Origin of the sequence: Yoonia vestfoldensis SKA53, from assembly GCF_000152785.1 — a bacterium.
In the GTDB taxonomy this organism is placed as follows: domain Bacteria; phylum Pseudomonadota; class Alphaproteobacteria; order Rhodobacterales; family Rhodobacteraceae; genus Yoonia; species Yoonia vestfoldensis_A.
In genome coordinates this window covers 360,314-378,496 of sequence record NZ_CH672414.1, presented here as the reverse complement: position 1 = coordinate 378,496, position 18,183 = coordinate 360,314, and the positions used below count along the sequence as shown (strand labels likewise).

At 62.3% G+C, this 18,183-nt stretch carries 14 protein-coding genes and 1 pseudogene; 3 read left to right on the top strand and 12 right to left on the bottom strand.

Going from position 1 to position 18,183, the window contains the following annotated elements; translation table 11 throughout:
- Positions 1-203: 203 nt before the first annotated feature.
- On the top strand, positions 204-629 hold the full coding sequence (locus SKA53_RS01950) for a hypothetical protein (RefSeq protein ID WP_050752652.1): 426 nt from the start codon (positions 204-206) through the stop codon (positions 627-629).
- Between the two features lie 114 nt (positions 630-743).
- On the opposite strand, the gene nusB is transcribed toward SKA53_RS01950, so the two are convergent.
- From nusB to SKA53_RS01930, 4 genes are all read right to left on the bottom strand, one after another.
- Entirely contained in the window at positions 744-1,211 is a 468-nt protein-coding gene (nusB, locus tag SKA53_RS01945) for a transcription antitermination factor NusB (protein ID WP_007204356.1), read from the bottom strand.
- Complete coding sequence (locus tag SKA53_RS01940) at positions 1,208-1,735, bottom strand: 6,7-dimethyl-8-ribityllumazine synthase (RefSeq protein WP_007204355.1); 528 nt, start codon at positions 1,733-1,735, stop codon at positions 1,208-1,210. Before SKA53_RS01940 ends, nusB begins: the two co-directional genes overlap by 4 nt.
- A complete protein-coding gene (gene ribB / locus SKA53_RS01935; RefSeq protein ID WP_207327907.1) occupies positions 1,735-2,865 on the bottom strand; it encodes a 3,4-dihydroxy-2-butanone-4-phosphate synthase in 1,131 nt (376 codons plus the stop codon). Before ribB ends, SKA53_RS01940 begins: the two co-directional genes overlap by 1 nt.
- 128 nt (positions 2,866-2,993) lie before the next feature.
- On the bottom strand, positions 2,994-3,590 hold the full coding sequence (locus SKA53_RS01930; RefSeq protein WP_007204353.1) for a riboflavin synthase: 597 nt from the start codon (positions 3,588-3,590) through the stop codon (positions 2,994-2,996).
- A gap of 128 nt (positions 3,591-3,718) precedes the next feature.
- On the opposite strand from SKA53_RS01930, the pseudogene SKA53_RS01925 reads away from it, so the two are divergent.
- Both SKA53_RS01925 and SKA53_RS01920 read left to right on the top strand, forming a co-directional pair.
- Positions 3,719-5,017, top strand: a pseudogene (locus tag SKA53_RS01925) (capsule biosynthesis protein).
- Between the two features lie 9 nt (positions 5,018-5,026).
- The gene (locus tag SKA53_RS01920; protein ID WP_007204350.1) at positions 5,027-7,021 is read left to right on the top strand and encodes a capsular polysaccharide biosynthesis protein; all 1,995 of its coding nucleotides are present in this window, start codon (positions 5,027-5,029) and stop codon (positions 7,019-7,021) included.
- Positions 7,022-7,072: 51 nt separating this feature from the next.
- On the opposite strand, the gene ribD is transcribed toward SKA53_RS01920, so the two are convergent.
- From ribD to SKA53_RS01880, 8 genes are all read right to left on the bottom strand, one after another.
- Positions 7,073-8,152: a bifunctional diaminohydroxyphosphoribosylaminopyrimidine deaminase/5-amino-6-(5-phosphoribosylamino)uracil reductase RibD gene (ribD, locus tag SKA53_RS01915; RefSeq protein WP_007204349.1), complete on the bottom strand. Its 1,080-nt coding sequence runs from the start codon at positions 8,150-8,152 to the stop codon at positions 7,073-7,075.
- A complete protein-coding gene (gene nrdR, locus SKA53_RS01910) occupies positions 8,149-8,619 on the bottom strand; it encodes a transcriptional regulator NrdR (RefSeq protein WP_007204348.1) in 471 nt (156 codons plus the stop codon). Before nrdR ends, ribD begins: the two co-directional genes overlap by 4 nt.
- Before the next feature lie 318 nt (positions 8,620-8,937).
- Positions 8,938-10,917, bottom strand: coding sequence for an RNA polymerase sigma factor RpoD (gene rpoD / locus SKA53_RS01905; RefSeq protein ID WP_007204347.1), 1,980 nt, complete (start codon positions 10,915-10,917; stop codon positions 8,938-8,940).
- 129 nt (positions 10,918-11,046) lie between these two features.
- Positions 11,047-13,011, bottom strand: a complete 1,965-nt coding sequence (dnaG, locus tag SKA53_RS01900) for a DNA primase (RefSeq protein WP_007204346.1) — start codon at positions 13,009-13,011, stop codon at positions 11,047-11,049.
- A 115-nt stretch (positions 13,012-13,126) separates the two neighbouring features.
- A complete protein-coding gene (locus tag SKA53_RS01895) occupies positions 13,127-13,669 on the bottom strand; it encodes a sarcosine oxidase subunit gamma (RefSeq protein WP_110549001.1) in 543 nt (180 codons plus the stop codon).
- On the bottom strand, positions 13,662-16,559 hold the full coding sequence (locus SKA53_RS01890) for a sarcosine oxidase subunit alpha family protein (RefSeq protein WP_007204344.1): 2,898 nt from the start codon (positions 16,557-16,559) through the stop codon (positions 13,662-13,664). Before SKA53_RS01890 ends, SKA53_RS01895 begins: the two co-directional genes overlap by 8 nt.
- Positions 16,556-16,819 carry a sarcosine oxidase subunit delta gene (locus SKA53_RS01885; protein ID WP_007204343.1) on the bottom strand — a complete coding sequence of 88 codons (264 nt, stop codon included), beginning with the start codon at positions 16,817-16,819 and terminating at the stop codon, positions 16,556-16,558. The genes SKA53_RS01890 and SKA53_RS01885 overlap by 4 nt, the downstream gene beginning before the upstream one ends.
- A gap of 45 nt (positions 16,820-16,864) precedes the next feature.
- Complete coding sequence (locus SKA53_RS01880) at positions 16,865-18,118, bottom strand: sarcosine oxidase subunit beta family protein (protein ID WP_007204342.1); 1,254 nt, start codon at positions 18,116-18,118, stop codon at positions 16,865-16,867.
- Positions 18,119-18,183: the final 65 nt, after the last annotated feature.

Below are 18,183 nucleotides of genomic sequence, written 5' to 3'. Positions count from 1 at the left end.
TGTCGCGGGCACGCATTCGTGCAAACCGCCCTCGCGTCTGGCCCTGCCGCGCAGCCAAACCGCGACTGCGATAACCTTAACCTTTGATTCATATTAAAACCGGCGAGCAGCCTCATAATAGACAGATTTCAGAATCATCTGAGTAGCGCATGCAACGCCATCGCGATGTTGCAATTTACCAGTGAAACAAGGGAATGAGTATCATGCAAAGACGAACCGGATATCTGTCGCGCTACACCAAGGCCACAGGCGCGGCCTGTGCCGCGCTGATCATCGCCGCGGCACCCGTGCAGGCGGACCCGACCATCGGGTTTGGCCTGTCGATCAGCTATGGCCAGCAAAAGGTCGATACGGGTGTCGGTGTTCGCGTGTTTTCGGACAACGAGCGTGACAGCAACGTGGCATCGGTTGGTCTGGATTACATGCTGATCAGCCAGTCCTGGCGTGCCACCATCGGTGCGGCACATTTGGACGATGATACCTATGTCGGCCTTGATTTGGGCTTTGACGGAGATTTCGATTTCGGCGTCTCGGCGGGTTGGTTGAAAGAGCAAACCGAGCAAGTCTTTGCGCAGGCCACTGGCCTGCAACCGATCATCCCAGACCAGTCGCTGGGCCAGAGGCGCTAAAGACGGATTGGCTTTGACGCTGTGCTTTGACGCGCGGCATCGGGATCATGTTGGTCCGGATGCCGCCGCAAGCGCCGCACATCCAAAACCCTAACCCGGCGGTCGCGGGCAGGCTCAGAACGCCTCTGGCTGCGCCTGACGGGCCATATGGTCCAGCACGGCATTGACGAATTTCGGTTCCTTGCCGTCATGCGAAAACGCCTCGGCAACGGCGACAAATTCGCTGATCACGACCTTGGGCGGCGTGTCCTTGTCCAACAATTCTGCCCCTGCCGCGCGAAATAGGGCACGCCACGTCGGGTCGATCCGCGCGATCGGCCATTTCTCTACCAATGCGCGGTCGGTCATCTGGTCGATGCTGGCCTGCAGATCGACGGCGCGGTCCATCATGCGCCGAAAGGTATCGACATCGCCTTCGACCAGTTCGACATCGTCGATGATCTCGCCGAAACGGTGGTCTTCGAATTCGCGCACGATGCCTTCGACGGTCTGGCCAGTGGCTTCCATCTGGAAAAGGGCCTGCACGGCGTAAAACCGTGCAGCGGATTTCATCTTGCGGCGCTGGTTATTGGAAATCGTCATGCGGTTGTATGACCTGTCATCAGGATGTCGCGGGTAAAGCCCACGCCTTTTTCAGCTTTGCCCCATTTGCGCGCCAGCGCCACCAGATGCAACGCCGCCGCAGCAGCACCGCCGCCTTTGTTCATCTGTGCTGCATCCGCACGCACGACCGCCTGGGCATAGTTTTCCACGGTCAGGATGCCGTTGCCGATACACAGGCCCTGCAGTCCCAACAATTGCAGCGCGCGGCTGCTGTCGTTGCAGACGGTGTCGTAATGCGTTGTCTCGCCCCGGATCACACAGCCAAGCGCGACATAGCCGTCAAAATCGCTCATCCGTGCGGCAATGCCGATGGCGGTGGGAATTTCCAGCGCACCGGGGACATGCACGATCTCATGGCTGGCACCGGCCTTTGCAATCTCGGCCAAGGCTCCGGCGATCTGGTGGTCGCTGATATCCTTGTAATAGGGCGAGGCGGCGATCAGGATCTTCACCGGCTTGTCAAACTCTGGCAACGGCAGGATATGGTGTGAGGGTCCGGCCATCAGCCAATCTCCGAAATTTTGCGCGTGCCGACGATTTCGAGACCGTAAGCATCAAGCCCCACGACCCGCGGCTTGGGTGAATTGGTCAGCAGCGTGATGTCGTGCAGGCCCAGCGCCGACAGGATCTGCGCGCCAAGGCCGTATTGGCGCAGGGTCTGGGGTGTCGCCTCTTCGCTTGGATCAAGTTTCATCTGCAGGTCGCGCAGCAAGACCAGCGCGCCACGCCCTTCATCGGCGATCAGCTGCATGGCATCGCCGAATTCGTTGCGCCGCCCCTTGGGGCCGACACCGACAACATCCAGCATCGGGTCCAGCGCATGCATCCGTACCAGCACAGGGTCAGGCGTGGTGATATCACCCTTGATCAGCGCGATATGTTCGGCACCTTGAGTTTCATCGACGAAAATCCGCATCTCCCAGTCACCGCCGAACTCGGATGTGATGGTCTGGCTGTCGCGCAACACGACCAGATTGTCGTGGCGGCGGCGATAGGCGATCAGATCGCTGATCGTGCCGATCTTCAGCCCGTGCAATTGCGCAAAGGCGACAAGATCGGGCAGACGCGCCATTTCGCCGTCTTCTTTCATGATCTCGCAGATCACGCCCGACGGGTTTAGCCCCGCCAGACGGCTGATATCGACAGCAGCCTCGGTATGGCCTGCACGGACAAGCACACCGCCGTCGCGCGCGCGCAGCGGGAACACATGGCCCGGCGTGGCGATATCGGCCGCGCCCTTGGCCGCGTCGATCGCCACCGACACGGTGCGTGCACGGTCGGCCGCTGAAATGCCGGTGCTGACGCCTTCGCGCGCTTCGATGCTGACGGTAAAGGCTGTTTCATGGCGCGATGAATTGTTGGACGCCATCAAAGGCAGGCCCAGAGCGTCGATCCGGCTGCCGGGCAGCGACAGACAGATAAGCCCACGCCCGTGCTTGGCCATGAAATTGATCGCGTCAGGTGTGGCCATCTGCGCGGGGATCACCAGATCGCCTTCGTTCTCACGGTCCTCGTGATCGACAAGGATGAACATCCGGCCATTGCGGGCGTCGTCGATGATATCCTCGATCTTGCTGATCGCATCGGACCAGTCCTGTTCAACCGGACCCGGTGTTTCGAAAGTGATGGACATATGCGACCCCGCAGCTTGGTTGCCTGCCAGATAGCCCAGCATCCACGGTTTGAAAAGGGGCGCAGGTCGCAGCGTGGGTCTTGACCCACCTTACGCGAAAAACGCCACAGCCCTACAGGGCCGCGTGATCAGGCGTAATCCTGCAACCGCGCGACATAGCGGGCCATCGTATCAATCTCGATATTGATCAAATCACCCACCGCAACATCACCCCATGTCGTGGCGGTCTTGGTATGGGGGATGAAATTGATCCCGAAATCGCGGCCCGCAACCTCGTTCACGGTCAGCGATGTGCCATCCAGCGCCACCGACCCTTTGGGCGCGATGAACCGCGCCAGCGCCTCTGGCGCGCGGAATGTGACGCGGGTGCTGTCGCCTTCATCGCGCATCGCCACCACCTCGGCCACACCATCGACATGGCCTGACACAATATGCCCGCCCAATTCGTCGCCCACCTTCAGCGCACGTTCAAGGTTCAGCCTTTTGCCGACCGTCCAGCCACTGACATTTGTGGCCCCCACGGTTTCCGCCGAAATCTGCACGTCGAACCAGTTCTGCGGATCACGGCCCAATGCGATCACCGTCAGGCAGACCCCATTACAAGCAATCGACGCCCCGATGTCGATCCCTGCCACGTCATAGCCAGTGCCGATCCGCGCGCGCAGATCGCCCTGCTGGTCCAATGCCAGCACCCGCCCGATATCGGTGACAATTCCTGTGAACATGCGCTTTCCTTTCCGCTTGCCCCTGACCTAGCGGCTTGCAGGCGTGCAGGCAAGCAGGCGGCTTGCCGCATTACCGCCAGAATTGCCGTGTTAAGCTGGCGTTTAGTTTGTTCAGTCAGTTCAGTGTTATGAGTTCCCAACGCCGCTTCCTTTTCCTGCAGGGGCCGCATGGCCCGTTCTTTCGCCAGATCGCGGCGGCCCTGCGCACATCAGGGGCCGATGTCTGGCGCGTCGGGTTCAACGCGGGCGATGCGGCTTTCTGGTGGCGCAGCCCCGGCTATCTGCCGTTTCGCGACAATCCTGACGCATGGCCCAGCGCATTGGCCGACACCCTGCGCGACAAACAGATCACCGATATCGTCCTTTACGGCGACACCCGCCCGATCCATGCCGAGGCGGTGCGCCAGGCCCGCGCCACCGGTCTGCGCATCCATGTCTTTGAAGAAGGCTATCTGCGCCCCTATTGGGTGACCTATGAACGCGGCGGCAGCAACGGACATTCGCAGCTACGCAGCCTCAGCATCGCTGACATGCGCGCGCATCTGGCACAGCCGGGGCAAGACCAGCCGACGCCGCCGTCCCATTGGGGCGACATGCGCCAGCATATCTTTTACGGCGCGCTCTATCATTGGTTCGTGATGTTCCGAAACGCAAGTTATCCGCAATTCCGCCCGCATCGCGCCCTGCCGGTGCGCACCGAGGCGCAGCTTTACACAGGCCGTCTGCTGATGATGCCGATTATGGCGCTGCTGCGCGGGCTGGCCACCTTGCGGATCAAGGCGGGCGGCTATCCCTATCACATGGCGCTGCTGCAACTGGAGCATGACTCAAGCTTTCAGATTCATTCACCGTTCCGCGACATGGAAAGCTTTATCGACGTAGTCATCGCCGGTTTTGCCAAAGGCGCACCGGCGGGCCATCATCTTGTCTTCAAGACGCATCCGCTGGAAAACGGGCGCAAACCGCTGCGCCGCCTGATCCGGCAGGCAGCAACAGCGCAGGGTATCGCGCATCGCGTGCATTTTGTGCGCGGTGGCAAACTGGCGCGATTGCTCGATTCCGCACTCTCGGCGGTGACGGTCAATTCTACCGCGGGCCAGCAGGTGCTATGGCGCGGGATCCCATTGCGGATTTTCGGCGCAGCGGTCTATGACAAGCCGCAATTCGTGTCCGACTAACCGCTGCCCGCCTTTTTCGCCGCCCCATGCCCCCCCGACACCCAAGCCTATCACGATTTCCGGAAATTCCTGTTGCAAACCAGTCAGGTACCCGGCGGGTTCTATTCCGCCAAGGGCCGGCGCAACCTGATCCGGCATGTCGTCCCGATGATGCTGGCCGAAGCGGGTCCCTATGCCGCACCTTGCGGCAATGATCAGGCGCACGATCTGCAAACCGCCGCGCTGGCCAAGATACAGCGCGTGGCCTAGCCTGCCGCAATGCCAGACGAACCGCGCCAGAACCTTTATGTCTATTCGGGCGGTTTCCTGACCCAGCCCCGCATCCGGCGCATCCTGACGCTGGCAGGCTTCGACATCCGGCTCGGCGCGCCCGGACCCCAAGACAATGTCGGCGTCTGGGGCCAAAGCCCCACCGCCCCAAGGGGCGAGGCTGTGGCGCGGCACAAAGGTGCGGGGCTGATCCGGGTCGAGGACAGTTTTCTGCGCTCGGTCCGGCCCGGACGGTCCGGTGATCTGCCGATCGGGTTGAACATCGACCGGCGCGGCGTGCATTTTGACCCCGCCACCCCGTCCGATCTGGAAATGATTCTTGCGCATGATCCGCTGGACGATACCGTCCTGCTGAACCGTGCCAAGGCGGGGATCAGCGCCTTGCAGGCCGAACATCTATCGAAATACAGCTGTTTTGATCCCGCGACGCCCGTGCCAGATGCCGGCTATGTGCTGGTCATCGACCAGACCCGCATGGATGCGTCAATCACCGCCAGCGGTGCCGACAGCAACACGTTCCGCGAAATGCTGTTTTTCGCCCAAACCGAACATCCCAGCCAAAGGATCGTGATCAAAACCCATCCCGAAACCATGACCGGCGACAAGGCGGGCTATTTCACCGCTGCCGATACCAGCGACCGGATCAGCCTGTGTGCCGCCCCCGTCTCGCCATGGGCGCTGCTGGCAGGCGCGGTCGCGGTCTACACCGTCACGTCGCAACTTGGGTTCGAGGCGATCTTGGCTGGCCACAAACCCGTGGTCTTCGGCCAACCCTTCTATGCGGGCTGGGGGCTCAGCGATGACCGCAAACCGTTGCCACGCCGCCAACGCCGCCTGACGCGGGCGCAGCTTTTCGCGGGCGCGATGATCCTTTACCCGACATGGTACGACCCCTATCACGACCGGCTGTGCAGCTTCGAGGAAGCGACAGCCACCCAGTCGGCGCTGACCCGCGCCTGGCGTGACGACCACCAGGGCTGGGTCGCGGCCGACATGCGGCTGTGGAAACGCAGCCCCTTGCAGCAGTTCTTCGGCCAATACGCGCAGGTCAGGTTTGCGCGCGGGGCCAAGGCGGCACCGCAGGCCGAACAAACCAACCGCCGCCTGATGCGCTGGGCCAGCACGGATGCGCGCGACGCGGTGCTGGTCGAGGATGGTTTTGTGCGCTCGCGCGGGCTGGGTGCCGATCTGGTGGCGCCCTTGTCCTTGGTGCTGGACGATCTGGGCATCTATTACGACGCAACCCGCCCCAGCAGGCTCGAGGCGCTGATCGCCGGATCAACCACGCTCCCCGCCACCGCCCGCGACCGCGCAGCGGCGCTGATCAAGCGGATCAGGGCGGCGGGCCTGTCAAAATATAATCTGCAGGGCACACCCCTGCCCGACCTGCCCAAAGGGCGGCGCATCCTTGTGCCGGGGCAGGTCGAGGACGACGCCAGCATCCGGCTGGGCGCGGGTGCCGTGCGCAGCAACGCCGCACTGCTGCAAGCGGTGCGCGCAGCAAACCCCGCCGCCGTGATCATCTACAAACCGCACCCCGACGTGCGCGCAAATCTGCGGCCCGGCCATATATCCAACGCACGCGACTGGGCCGATCTGGTGCTAGAAGATGCTGACCCGATCGCCGCCATTCAGGCCTGCGATTGCGTCTGGACCATGACCTCGCTCCTGGGGTTCGAGGCGCTCTTGCACGACCGCCCGGTCAGCTGTCTGGGGATGCCGTTCTATGCCGGCTGGGGGCTGACCGATGACCGCACGATGCCACTGTCACGGCGCAACAAAACACTGGACCTCACGGCGCTTGTTCACGCCGCGCTGATTGCCTATCCGCGCTACCGCGATCCGGTCAGCGGCCTGCCCTGCCCGGTCGAGGTGATCGTGGACAGGCTCACCCATGGCGATATCCCGCCCGCCACGCGCCTCAACCGCGCCACAGCAAAACTGCAAGGGCTGTTCGCCAGCGCAGCGCCTTTGTGGCGCTAACTTCTCTTTTCCAAAAATACTCCGGGGTACGGGGCAGCGCCCCGTGCAACCCTAGACCCGCCGCCAATGCGTCATGACATCATCGCCCAGACGCGCCAGATCATGCAAGGCAAAGCGCGGCGCATCCGCCAGCCGCCCGATTCCCATCGCGGCCAGCGCAGGCGTGCCTTCAGCCCCGATCGCACAGCCCGCAGTCATCACCACCAGATCATCGACCAGCCCTGCGCCCAGCAATGAGGCGGCCAACATCCCGCCGCCTTCGCAAAACACCCGCGTGATCCCTGCGCTTGCGAGCGCCTGCATCATCGCCTCTGGTTCGACCTGTCCTGCGCGCACCGCACAGGGCAGGCTGACAGCGCCCAGCGCCAGCCAATCGGCCACATCGGCCTCCGCCCCGTGGCAGATCCAGACCGGCGATTGGCGCGCGGTTTGCGCCAATTGGCTGGTCAGCGGCAGTTTCACGGCACGCGATACGACGATACGCACAGGCTGGCGGGGGATGCCAAGACCGCGCACGCTCAGCGCGGGATCATCGGCACGCACGGTCCCTGCGCCCACCAGCACCGCATCATGGCGCGCGCGCATCATATGCACCGCGCGGCGGGCCTCTGTTCCGGTGATCCATTGGCTTTCGCCGCTGGCGGTGGCGATCCGGCCATCCAGCGTGCCCGCCAGCTTCAACGTCACGAAAGGCCGCGCGGCCGTGATCCGCGACAAAAACCCCGCATGATCGGCGCGCGCCTGATCGGCCAGCAGCCCCGTTTCCACCGCGATCCCTGCCTGTTCCAACAGCGCAATGCCGCGCCCCGCAACCCGCGCATCGGGATCACCGAGCGCCACGACGACCCGCGCCACACCCGCGGCAATCAGCGCCGCGGCGCAGGGCGGCGTCTGGCCATGATGCGCACAGGGTTCCAACGTGACATAGACAGTTGCGCCGCATGCATCCGGCCCGGCTTGCGCCAAGGCGACAGTTTCGGCATGCGGACGCCCGCCATCCTGTGTCCAGCCACGCCCGACGATGCGGCCATGGTTGACGATCACGCAGCCAACAGCCGGATTGGGCCAGACACGGCCCATCCCGCGCCGCCCCAGTTGCAGCGCGAGAGCCATGTAGCGGGCGTCGGTCACTCGTCTTCTTTGGCTGCGTGCGGGCGCAATTCGCTGACGAATTTATCGAAATCATCCGCCGCCTGAAAATTCTTGTAAACGCTGGCGAAGCGCACATAGGCGACCGTATCGATCCGTGCGAGGCTTTCCATCACGATCTCGCCAATCGTGCCAGACGGGATGTCGGTATCGCCCAGGCTTTCCAGCCTGCGCACGATGCCGCTGATCATCTGATCCATCCGTTCTGGTTCAACAGGGCGTTTTTGTAGCGCGATCCGGATCGAGCGTTCCAGCTTCTGGCGGTCGAAATCCTCGCGCCGCCCATTGGATTTGATCACCACAAGATCACGCAATTGCACGCGTTCATAGGTCGTGAACCGCCCGCCACAGGCCGGACAAAACCGCCTGCGCCGGATCGCGACATGGTCCTCGGCGGGACGGGAATCCTTGACCTGAGTATCGACATTTCCGCAAAAAGGGCAACGCATAAGGGGGTCCTTTGGGTCTATGTGTTGGGGCAAGACCCCACTTATCCACAGCCACTATAAGAACCCGCCTTGGTTTTGGGTAGGGGGGATTTTAGACCGCTAGATACAGCATGAGACAGGCAGGTGATAAGCGGGCAGCCAGCAAACCGCCATGCTGTTGCCGGCAGATGTCTCGACGCCTTGTCGCGTCAAACCAAAGCCTGACGTGATCGCTGGATCTGCAATTTCACTGGGCCAGATTACCGGCTGCGGCGCCAGACATGCGGCTGGGGCAAGCACCGCCCAGCCGATGCAACCGACTGGGCAGGCCTGACCGGATCACTGGTCGAGGAACGACCGCAATTTGCGTGACCGGCTGGGGTGCTTGAGCTTGCGCAGCGCCTTAGCCTCGATCTGGCGGATGCGTTCGCGGGTGACGCTGAACTGCTGGCCAACTTCTTCGAGCGTGTGATCCGTGTTCATCCCGATGCCAAAACGCATACGCAGCACACGTTCTTCGCGCGGCGTAAGCGAGGCCAGCACGCGGGTCGTGGTTTCCTTCAGGTTTTCCTGAATGGCGCTGTCCAGCGGCAGGATCGCGTTTTTGTCCTCGATGAAATCGCCAAGCTGGCTGTCTTCCTCATCGCCAATCGGCGTTTCGAGCGAGATCGGCTCCTTGGCGATCTTCATCACCTTGCGGACCTTTTCGAGCGGCATTTGCAGCTTTTCGGCCAATTCCTCTGGCGTGGGTTCACGGCCGATTTCATGCAGCATCTGGCGGCCCGTGCGGACCAGCTTGTTGATCGTCTCGATCATATGCACCGGAATCCGGATCGTGCGGGCCTGATCCGCGATAGAGCGCGTGATCGCCTGCCTGATCCACCATGTCGCATAGGTGCTGAATTTATAGCCACGGCGATATTCGAATTTATCGACGGCCTTCATCAGGCCGATATTACCTTCTTGAATAAGATCAAGGAATTGCAGGCCACGGTTCGTGTATTTCTTGGCGATGGAAATCACCAGACGCAGGTTCGCCTCGACCATTTCTTTCTTGGCCTGCCGCGCTTCTTTTTCACCTTTTTGGACCTGCTGGACGATACGGCGGAATTCGGTGATATCGACGCCGACATATTGCCCGACCTGCGCCATATCATTGCGCAATTCTTCGATCTTGTCGGTCGATTTTTCGACCAAGGCCTGCCAGCCGCGGCCTGATTTCTCGGCCATCTGTTCCAGCCAGTTCGGGTCCAATTCGCGCCCGCGATATTCGTCAATGAATTCACGGCGGTTGATGCGGGCCTGATCGGCCAGTTTCACCATGGCGCTGTCGATCGACATGATCCGGCGGTTGATGCCATACAATTGGTCGATCAGCGCCTCGATCCGGTTGTTGTGCAGGTGCAGCGAATTGACCAGCACCACGATTTCGGAGCGCAGCGTCTGATAGCGTTCTTCTTCTTTGACCGAAAACGACGAATCTTCGTTCAAGGTCGCGGACATCCGCGCGTCCTGCATGTCGGACAGATCGGCAAAGCCGCGCGCGATGATTTCCAGCGTTTCGAGCACGCGCGGCTTCAGCGCGGCTTCCATTGCGGCCAGCGACATATTGGCCTGATCGTCATCGTCGTCGTCATCGTCCTTGCTGATTGGGTTGCCGTCAGCATCCAACTCGCTGCCGCCATCCTCCTTGGTGTCGGACACAGAGGCAGCGGTGACGACAGTTTCAACCTCGCCCTCCTCGCCCAATTGGTTGCCAAAGGTGGTTTCAAGGTCGATCACGTCGCGCAGCAGAATGTCCTCTGACAGCAATTCATCGCGCCAGATGGTGATCGCCTGAAAGGTCAGCGGGCTTTCGCACAGGCCCAGAATCATCGTGTTGCGGCCAGCCTCGATCCGCTTGGCGATGGCGATCTCGCCTTCGCGTGACAAAAGCTCGACCGATCCCATTTCGCGCAGGTACATGCGCACGGGGTCATCGGTGCGGTCCAGCTTTTCCGCCTCGGCCCCGCCGATGGTCACATCGCGCGACCCAGATACGGTGGCAATGTCGGTGCCGCCGGCGCCATCATCGCTTTCTTCTGATTCTTCTTCTTCTGTGACCTGAATGCCCATTTCGGACAACATCGACATCACGTCTTCGATCTGGTCGGACGACACCTGTTCGGGTGGCAGGACCGCGTTCAGCTGGTCATATGTAATATAGCCGCGTTCGCGGGCATCGGCGATCATTCGCTTGACCGCGGCCTGGCTCATATCAAGACTGATATCCCCATCCTGGTCGTTGTCCTTGCGATCATCGGTGTCTTTCGCAGCCATCAAAGGGACCCTTCCAAGTCGTCGTTACGCAGCCAGGGTGATTCGGCTGATTCGGTCATTCCCGAATCAACCCTGCATCGGCGTGAACCGCAAGCAGTCGACCGCGTGTTTTTCAGTTCTGTTGCCATGTCATGACCTAGGCCGGTCCTGTCCTTTGGCAAAATTGATCTGGTCGAGCAATTGGTCCAATGCACTGCGCTCGTCCTTCTTCATTCGCGCCCCGTTGGGGCCAACCGCATATTCGGCGCGGTCCTCGTTATCGCCGCGACCGGCCTTGTCTACCGCCGCACTGGCCTGCGCCAGCCGCCATGTCAGCCCCTCATCGGCCAGCCCGCCAAGGTCCTCGACCGCATCTTCGATTTCGCGGGCATGGCCGCGTCGGGCGGTCAGCTTGGCGAATTCTTCGGCGAGGCACAGGCGCGCAACCTCGGCCTCGCCTTTGCGGCGCACTGCGGGGCTGATTGCGACATGGCTTTGCGTCAACAGCTTTTCAAGGGCATCTGCGCCCAGATCAGCCGAAATAATGGTTTCCAGATCGGCATTTCCAAGATGGCGCAAAATCGCGGCCTGCAGGTCACGATGCGCCGGATCGCGGCAATCAATGCGTTCCAGCGCATCGCCAAACTCTACCGCTACACTGGGGGCGACGATCATCGTGGCCAGAATAACCGCCTCGCGCAGATGTTCTTGGCTGACGGCCCCCGCCCCCAGCATGGAATTGCGCGCCGTAGCCACAGGACTGATCGCGCGTTTCCACGGATCGGCATTGCGCGACCATGTCCCGCCTTGGGCCCTGGGCGCGGCGGGACGGCGGGTGCTGAACAAGGCCCAGCGCATCTCTTTGATCGCCTCGCCGTAATGGCTGCGAATCGATGGATCGGCGATCAACTTGATCTTGTCACGCAGCGCCTTGTCCAATGCGGCCTTGCGTTCGGGGCTGTCGAAATTCTTGCCTTCGGTCTCGCGCTGCCACAACAGCTGTACCATCGGGATCGCGGCATCGAGCAGTTTTTGCATCGCCCCCGCGCCTTGCGTCTTGATCACATCATCAGGGTCCAGCCCCGGCGGCATCAGCGCGAAACGCAAGCTTTGCCCCGATTCCAACAGCGGCAGCGCGATATCGATCAAGCGCATCGCGGCACGCAGACCGGCGGTATCACCATCCAGCGCGATGATCGGTTCGGGGGCAATCCGCCAGAGCAGGCGCAATTGATCCTCGGTAATCGCGGTGCCAAGGGGGGCCACCGTCGCGGTAAACCCCGCCTCTGCCAACGCGATCACATCCATATAGCCTTCGGCCACGATCAATGGCTTGCCCTTGCCCGCCGCCTCGCGCGCGGGGCCATGGTTGAACAGGCTGCGGCCCTTGTCGAACAGCGGCGTTTCGGGCGAATTGTAATATTTCGCGGGCGCATTGGGGTCCATCGCGCGGCCCCCCATGCCGATAGCGCGCCCCCGCGCATCGCGGATCGGAAAGATGATCCGCCCGCGAAACCGGTCATAAGGCGCGCCACCCCGGTCACTTTCGGCGGCGATGCCCGCGGCGATTACCAGCTTGGCGTCCACCCCCTGTGCGCTCAGATGCGCCAGCGCCCCGCCCTGCGCAGGTGCAAAGCCGATATCCCAACGCGCCTGCGCCTCGGGGCTTAGGCCGCGCCGTGCCAGATAATCGCGCGCCTCGGTCGCTGCCGCTGTCTGCAATTGCAGGCGGTGCCATTTGATGACCTTTTCCATCACCTCGACCAGCTGGCCGCGCAGATCTGCCTTTTGCTGGGCGGCGGGGTCGCGTTCAGGCATCGGCATTCCCGCCTCACCCGCGAGAATCTTCACCGCTTCCATGAAATCGACATTCTCGGTCTCGCGCACGAATGAAATCGCATCACCCTTGGCATGGCAGCCAAAGCAGTAATAATACCCTTTGCGATCATCGACGTGGAAACTGGCACTTTTCTCTTGATGGAACGGGCACGGCGCCCAAAGATCGCCCTTGCCGGGGTTGGATTTGCGGGCATCCCACATGACTTTGCGCCCGACGACCTGTCCAAGCGACAGCCGGTTGCGTAATTCGTCCAAAAATCCGGGTGGCAGGCTCATGCGTATAGTATCCGCCTTTTGCCCCTGCTTTCCAAGGGCTGCTATCACCCGAAAAGGCGTTTGCATCTTCCGAGCAAAAATATCCCCGCCGCAGGCCTCGGTCTGGCGTGCAGCGTCAGGCCGATCCGCGCCGCGCCAGCCCGCTCATGGCTACCTGCAGATCATGCACCAATGACGCCGCCATTGATCGCATCACCATCACCTCGAACGCCTGCGCGCCTGTGCGGGTGATGCTGACAGGCACATGGCCCAGCAGGCTGCGGGCGGTATGGTTAACCTTGAACGTGGTACTGCGCAGATCAAGCGGGATCAGCCGCGCCAGCACCGCCTCGACCCCTGCCCCCGCTACATCCAGCGCGGCATAGCCGTCGGATTGATCACTGACCGCCGCCAGCCCGTCAAGCATGACAGGCGCGCTGACAACCCATGCATCATGGCCGATCCATTGGCAGATCGCGTCACCCGCGATTTTCCGCCGTCCGGCGGCAGGCAGGCTCAGGCCAAGCTGCGCTTTCAATGCCGCCGATACCGCCTTGTGCTGGCCACGATAGGGGGCAACGCAAAACAGCGTCTCGCGCATCACCTCGGTGCAAGTCACATCGCCTGTCTGCAACGGCAACAGATCACCAAAGGCCCCAAGTGCGATCAACCTAGCCACGGGCGCGTCCTCCTTCGGGGTCGAAGAACACCGGATGGCAAACCTCGGCCAATGTATCCACACCGCGCAAATGGTCGACCATGCGGATCACCTCGCCATACCTTTCAGGACCATTCTTCACAAACGCCAGACCCAGATAACAATCCAGCGTCGGCGAATAACAGGCCGAGGTGACATAGCCCTGATCATTGGCGGTCACGGCCTTGGCGTCTTTGGCAAACAGATGCGCGCCTGCGGTCAGGCGCCGCCCCTCTTCCACTGCGCGCAGACCGACCAGCCGTTCGCGCATAGGATCAACCAGACCGGGGCGGCGGGCAGCAGCCTGCCCGATGCAATCCTTTTGCACGCTCACCATGCCCGCCAGCCCCAGATCGTACGCCGTGGTGCGCCCATGCAATTCCGCATGGGTCAACAGGCCCTTTTCGATGCGCAGGACGTTGAGCGCCTCTAACCCGTAAGGGCCACCGCCCAAAGTGCGCGCCTGTGCGACCAATTGCCGGAACAGGCTTTCGCCGTAACGCGCGGGCACCGCGATCTCATAGGCAGTTTCGCCCGAAAACGAGATCCGGAACAGCCGGCCCGCCACACCGCCGATACCTACAGCACCACAGGCCATGAACGGCCAATCCTCATCGGTGATCTGCTCATCCAGCACGGTGTTCAAAAGCACCTGCGCGCGGGGTCCGGCCACGGCAAATTGCGCCCAGTGATCCGTCACCGACACGATGCGCGCATCCAGATCGGGGCGCAGCACCTGTCGCGCGAATTCAAGGTGGCGCATCACCTGCCCCGCGGCGGCCGTCGTGGTGGTAATCACAAAATGATCCGGCCCCAGACGCGCGGCGGTACCGTCATCCATGACGAATCCATCCTCGCGCAACATCAGCCCGTAACGTACGCGCCCGACCTTCAACGTTGACATGCGGTTGGTATAGACAAAATCCAAAAGCGGCGCCGCATCAGGCCCCTGCACGTCGATCTTACCCAAAGTGGACACGTCGCAAACGCCAACAACATTGCGCACATAATTCACTTCACGGTCGCAGGATTGGCGCCAGCTGACGTCGCCCTCCAGCGGGAAATAGCTGGGGCGATACCACAGCCCCGCCTCGATCATCGGCGCGCGGGCCGCGACGCTTGCGTGATGCGATGTCATCAGGCGCGTCGGGGCAAACCCCTTGCCCTGCCCGCCTGCGCCCATCGCGGCGATACTGACCGGCACGAAAGGCGGGCGGAACGTCGTCGTTCCCGTCTCGGGGATGCCGCGCCCGGTCAGGTCGGCCAACACAGCAAGCGCCAGCACGTTGGACGATTTGCCCTGATCGGGCGCCATGCCTTGGGTGGTATAGCGTTTCATATGTTCAACGCTGCGCATGTTTTCCTGCGCAGAGATCGCGATATCCTTGGTCGTCACATCATTCTGCAAGTCGACCCATTTGCGCCCCTTTCCGGGCGTTTCCCAAAAGGGGGCGATGGCATAGGCGCGGGCCTCGGCCACGGGTAGCGTCACCTCGGGTGCGAACCCGAGGTCGCGGGCGATGGCAGCGGCCACCTCGGCCCCGTCACGCAGACAACCCTGTGTGTCAAAGACGCCGTGACAAGCCCCCGCCACCGCCATGCCGGGGATCGCGTCAGGCGTCGGCACAAAGGCTGCGATATCTTCGCGCCACTGGGGCCTTCCGTTCATGTGACAGGTCAGATGCACCGACGGGTTCCAGCCGCCAGAGACAGCCAGACAATCTGTCTGGATCACCCGCGTGCCGCCCTGATGGGTGACGGTGATGCTGGTCAGACCCAGCCTGCCAGCCGTTGCCGTGACGCTGCCGCCCGTGAACACCGGATAATCGGCGCTGACGGCCAGATCAGCGCGGGCATCGATCAGCCCCGCGATCTTGATCCCCGCCGCCGCCAGATCGCGCGCGGTGCGATGTGCGTCATCATTGTTGCCAAAGACCGTGACCGACCGGCCGGGCGCCACACCCCAGCGGGTGACATAGGCCCGCACCGCCCCCGCCAGCATGATGCCGGGCCGGTCATTGTCTGGAAAAGCGATGGACCGTTCCAGCGCGCCCGCACAAAGCACCGACCGCTTGGCCACGATCCGCCAGAAACATTCACCCGGTGCGTCCGCACCCACAATGCGTTCCAGCGCGCCATAGGTGCCTTGGTCATAAGCGCCGGTCACGGTCGTGCGCGGCATCAGGCGCACATTGGGCAGCGCGCGCAATTGTGCCAGCACATCTGCGACCCACAGGGCGGCGGGCCTGCCGTCGACATCCTCGACCTCGCGCAGCAGGCGACCGCCCATGGCGCTGTCCTCATCGGCAAGGATCACATCGACGCCCGCCCGCCCTGCGGTCAGCGCTGCCATCAGCCCCGCTGGCCCTGCTCCGATCACCAGCAGATCACAAAAGGCGAAGGCCTTTTCATAAAGGTCGGCGTTGGCCTTGCCACTCAACCGGCCAAGGCCCGCCGCGCGGCGGATCACCGGCTCATAGAGCCTTTCCCAGAACGACGCGGGCCACATGAAGGTCTTGTAATAGAAGCCCGCCCCCAGAAACGGGGACAGCAGGTCGTTCACCGCCAGCGCGTCATGGCGCAAGCTGGGCCAGGCGTTCTGGCTGAAAACCTCCAGCCCTTCGGACACTTCGACCATGGTTGCGCGCTGGTTGGGGTCCTGCGCCGCGCCGCGCCCTACGGTGACCAGCGCATTGGGTTCTTCGGACCCGGCGGTCAGCACGCCGCGCGGGCGGTGGTATTTGAATGACCGGCCCATCAGCCTGATCCCGCTGGCCAGCAGCGCGGCAGCGACCGGTTCGCCCGGTACGCCCTGCACGGGTTTGCCGTCAAAGCTAAAGGTTACGGTTTGGCCAGGGTTGCGCAGCCTCATGATGCGGCCTTTTGCGCAAGCGTTGCGCCGTGAACCGCATGGGTCAGCGTGTTGCGCGCCACAACGATCCACGCGCCACAGCCCGCCTCGTGATACCACAGGTCGCGTGTGTCGCCCGCGGGGTTGTCACGGTTGTGCAGGTAATCGTCCCAGGCGTCAGGCCCCGCATCAGGTGCGGGGCGGGTGACCGCCACGGCATCGCCCATATAATAAAATTCGCGCCGGTCACGTTCGCCGCAATGGGGGCAGTTAATCCGCATGATCCGCCTTCATTTTCATTTCCCCAAAATACTCTGTTCGTGCGCTCAATGCAGGTTATGCTGCGACCCGGTGCCTTCTTCGTCCATCAACCCGACCCCGGTGCGGAACCGATCAAGCCGGAACTTCGCCGCCGTTGCATGGGGCTGGCCAGTCGCCATCAGATGCGCAAAGGCAAAGCCAGAGGCCGGCACCGCCTTGAACCCGCCATAGCACCAGCCGCAGTCGATGAACAAACCCTTGGTCGGCGTGGTGTCGATGATCGGGCTGCCGTCGGGGGTCATGTCCATGATCCCGCCCCAGGACCGCAGCACGCGCGCCTTGCCGATCATCGGCATCAGGGTCATTGCGGCCTCCATCACGTGTTCGGCCATCGGCAGGTTGCCGCGGGCCGCGTAGGATGCATAGAAATCCAGATCGCCGCCAAAGACCAACCCGCCCTTGTCAGACTGGCTGATATAGAAATGCCCCATGCCGAAACTGACGACATGGTCGATCACGGGTTTCAGCCCCTCGGTGACAAAGGCTTGCAAGACATGGCTTTCGATCGGCAGGCGCATCCCGGCCATGGCCGCGACCTGCCCTGAGCGGCCTGCGGTGACAATCCCGACCTTGCGCGCCCTGATTGCGCCGCGCGTGGTTTGGACGCCGGTCACAACGCCGTTTTCGATGTCGATGCCGGTGACTTCGCAATTCTGGATCAGATCGACGCCGCGCTGGTCAGCACCGCGCGCATAGCCCCAGGCAACCGCATCATGGCGCGCCGTGCCGCCGCGCGGGTGATACAGGCCGCCGTAGATCGGGAAACGGCCATTGTCGAAATCGAGATAGGGCAGATGGCTGCGCACGCCTTCGCGGTCCAGCAGGATCGCATCATCGCCTTGATTGATCATCGCATTGCCGCGCCGCACGAAGGCATCGCGCTGGCCGTCGGAATGGAACAGGTTGATCAGCCCGCGCTGCGAATGCATCACGTTGTAATTGAGATCCTGTTCCATCCCTTCCCACAGCTTGAGCGAATGCGAATAGAATTCCTGATTGCCCGGCAGGAAATAATTGGCGCGCACGATGGTGGTGTTGCGCCCGATATTGCCGCCGCCGATATGGCCCTTTTCCAGCACAGCGATATTGGTCAGCCCATGTTCGCGGGCAAGGTAATAGGCGGTGGCCAACCCATGCCCGCCACCACCGATGATGATCGCGTCATAGCGCGCTTTTGGCGCGGGATCACGCCAGAGCGGTTTCCAGCCTTTCTGGCCGAACAACCCTTCCTTGATGATCTGAAACCCCGAATAGCCCATGCCCTGCCCCTCACCACGCCAGCCCGACTCTAGCCGATTGGCGGCAGACCGAAAGGGCAAATGCG

Coding starts and splice junctions, on each gene's coding strand:
- SKA53_RS01950 (WP_050752652.1), top strand. CDS start 204: ATGCAAAGACGAACCGGATATCTGTCGCGCTACACCAAGGCCACAGGC.
- nusB (WP_007204356.1), bottom strand. CDS start 1,211: ATGACGATTTCCAATAACCAGCGCCGCAAGATGAAATCCGCTGCACGG.
- SKA53_RS01940 (WP_007204355.1), bottom strand. CDS start 1,735: ATGGCCGGACCCTCACACCATATCCTGCCGTTGCCAGAGTTTGACAAG.
- ribB (WP_207327907.1), bottom strand. CDS start 2,865: ATGTCCATCACTTTCGAAACACCGGGTCCGGTTGAACAGGACTGGTCC.
- SKA53_RS01930 (WP_007204353.1), bottom strand. CDS start 3,590: ATGTTCACAGGAATTGTCACCGATATCGGGCGGGTGCTGGCATTGGAC.
- SKA53_RS01920 (WP_007204350.1), top strand. CDS start 5,027: ATGCCAGACGAACCGCGCCAGAACCTTTATGTCTATTCGGGCGGTTTC.
- nrdR (WP_007204348.1), bottom strand. CDS start 8,619: ATGCGTTGCCCTTTTTGCGGAAATGTCGATACTCAGGTCAAGGATTCC.
- rpoD (WP_007204347.1), bottom strand. CDS start 10,917: ATGGCTGCGAAAGACACCGATGATCGCAAGGACAACGACCAGGATGGG.
- dnaG (WP_007204346.1), bottom strand. CDS start 13,011: ATGAGCCTGCCACCCGGATTTTTGGACGAATTACGCAACCGGCTGTCG.
- SKA53_RS01890 (WP_007204344.1), bottom strand. CDS start 16,559: ATGAGGCTGCGCAACCCTGGCCAAACCGTAACCTTTAGCTTTGACGGC.
- SKA53_RS01885 (WP_007204343.1), bottom strand. CDS start 16,819: ATGCGGATTAACTGCCCCCATTGCGGCGAACGTGACCGGCGCGAATTT.
- SKA53_RS01880 (WP_007204342.1), bottom strand. CDS start 18,118: ATGGGCTATTCGGGGTTTCAGATCATCAAGGAAGGGTTGTTCGGCCAG.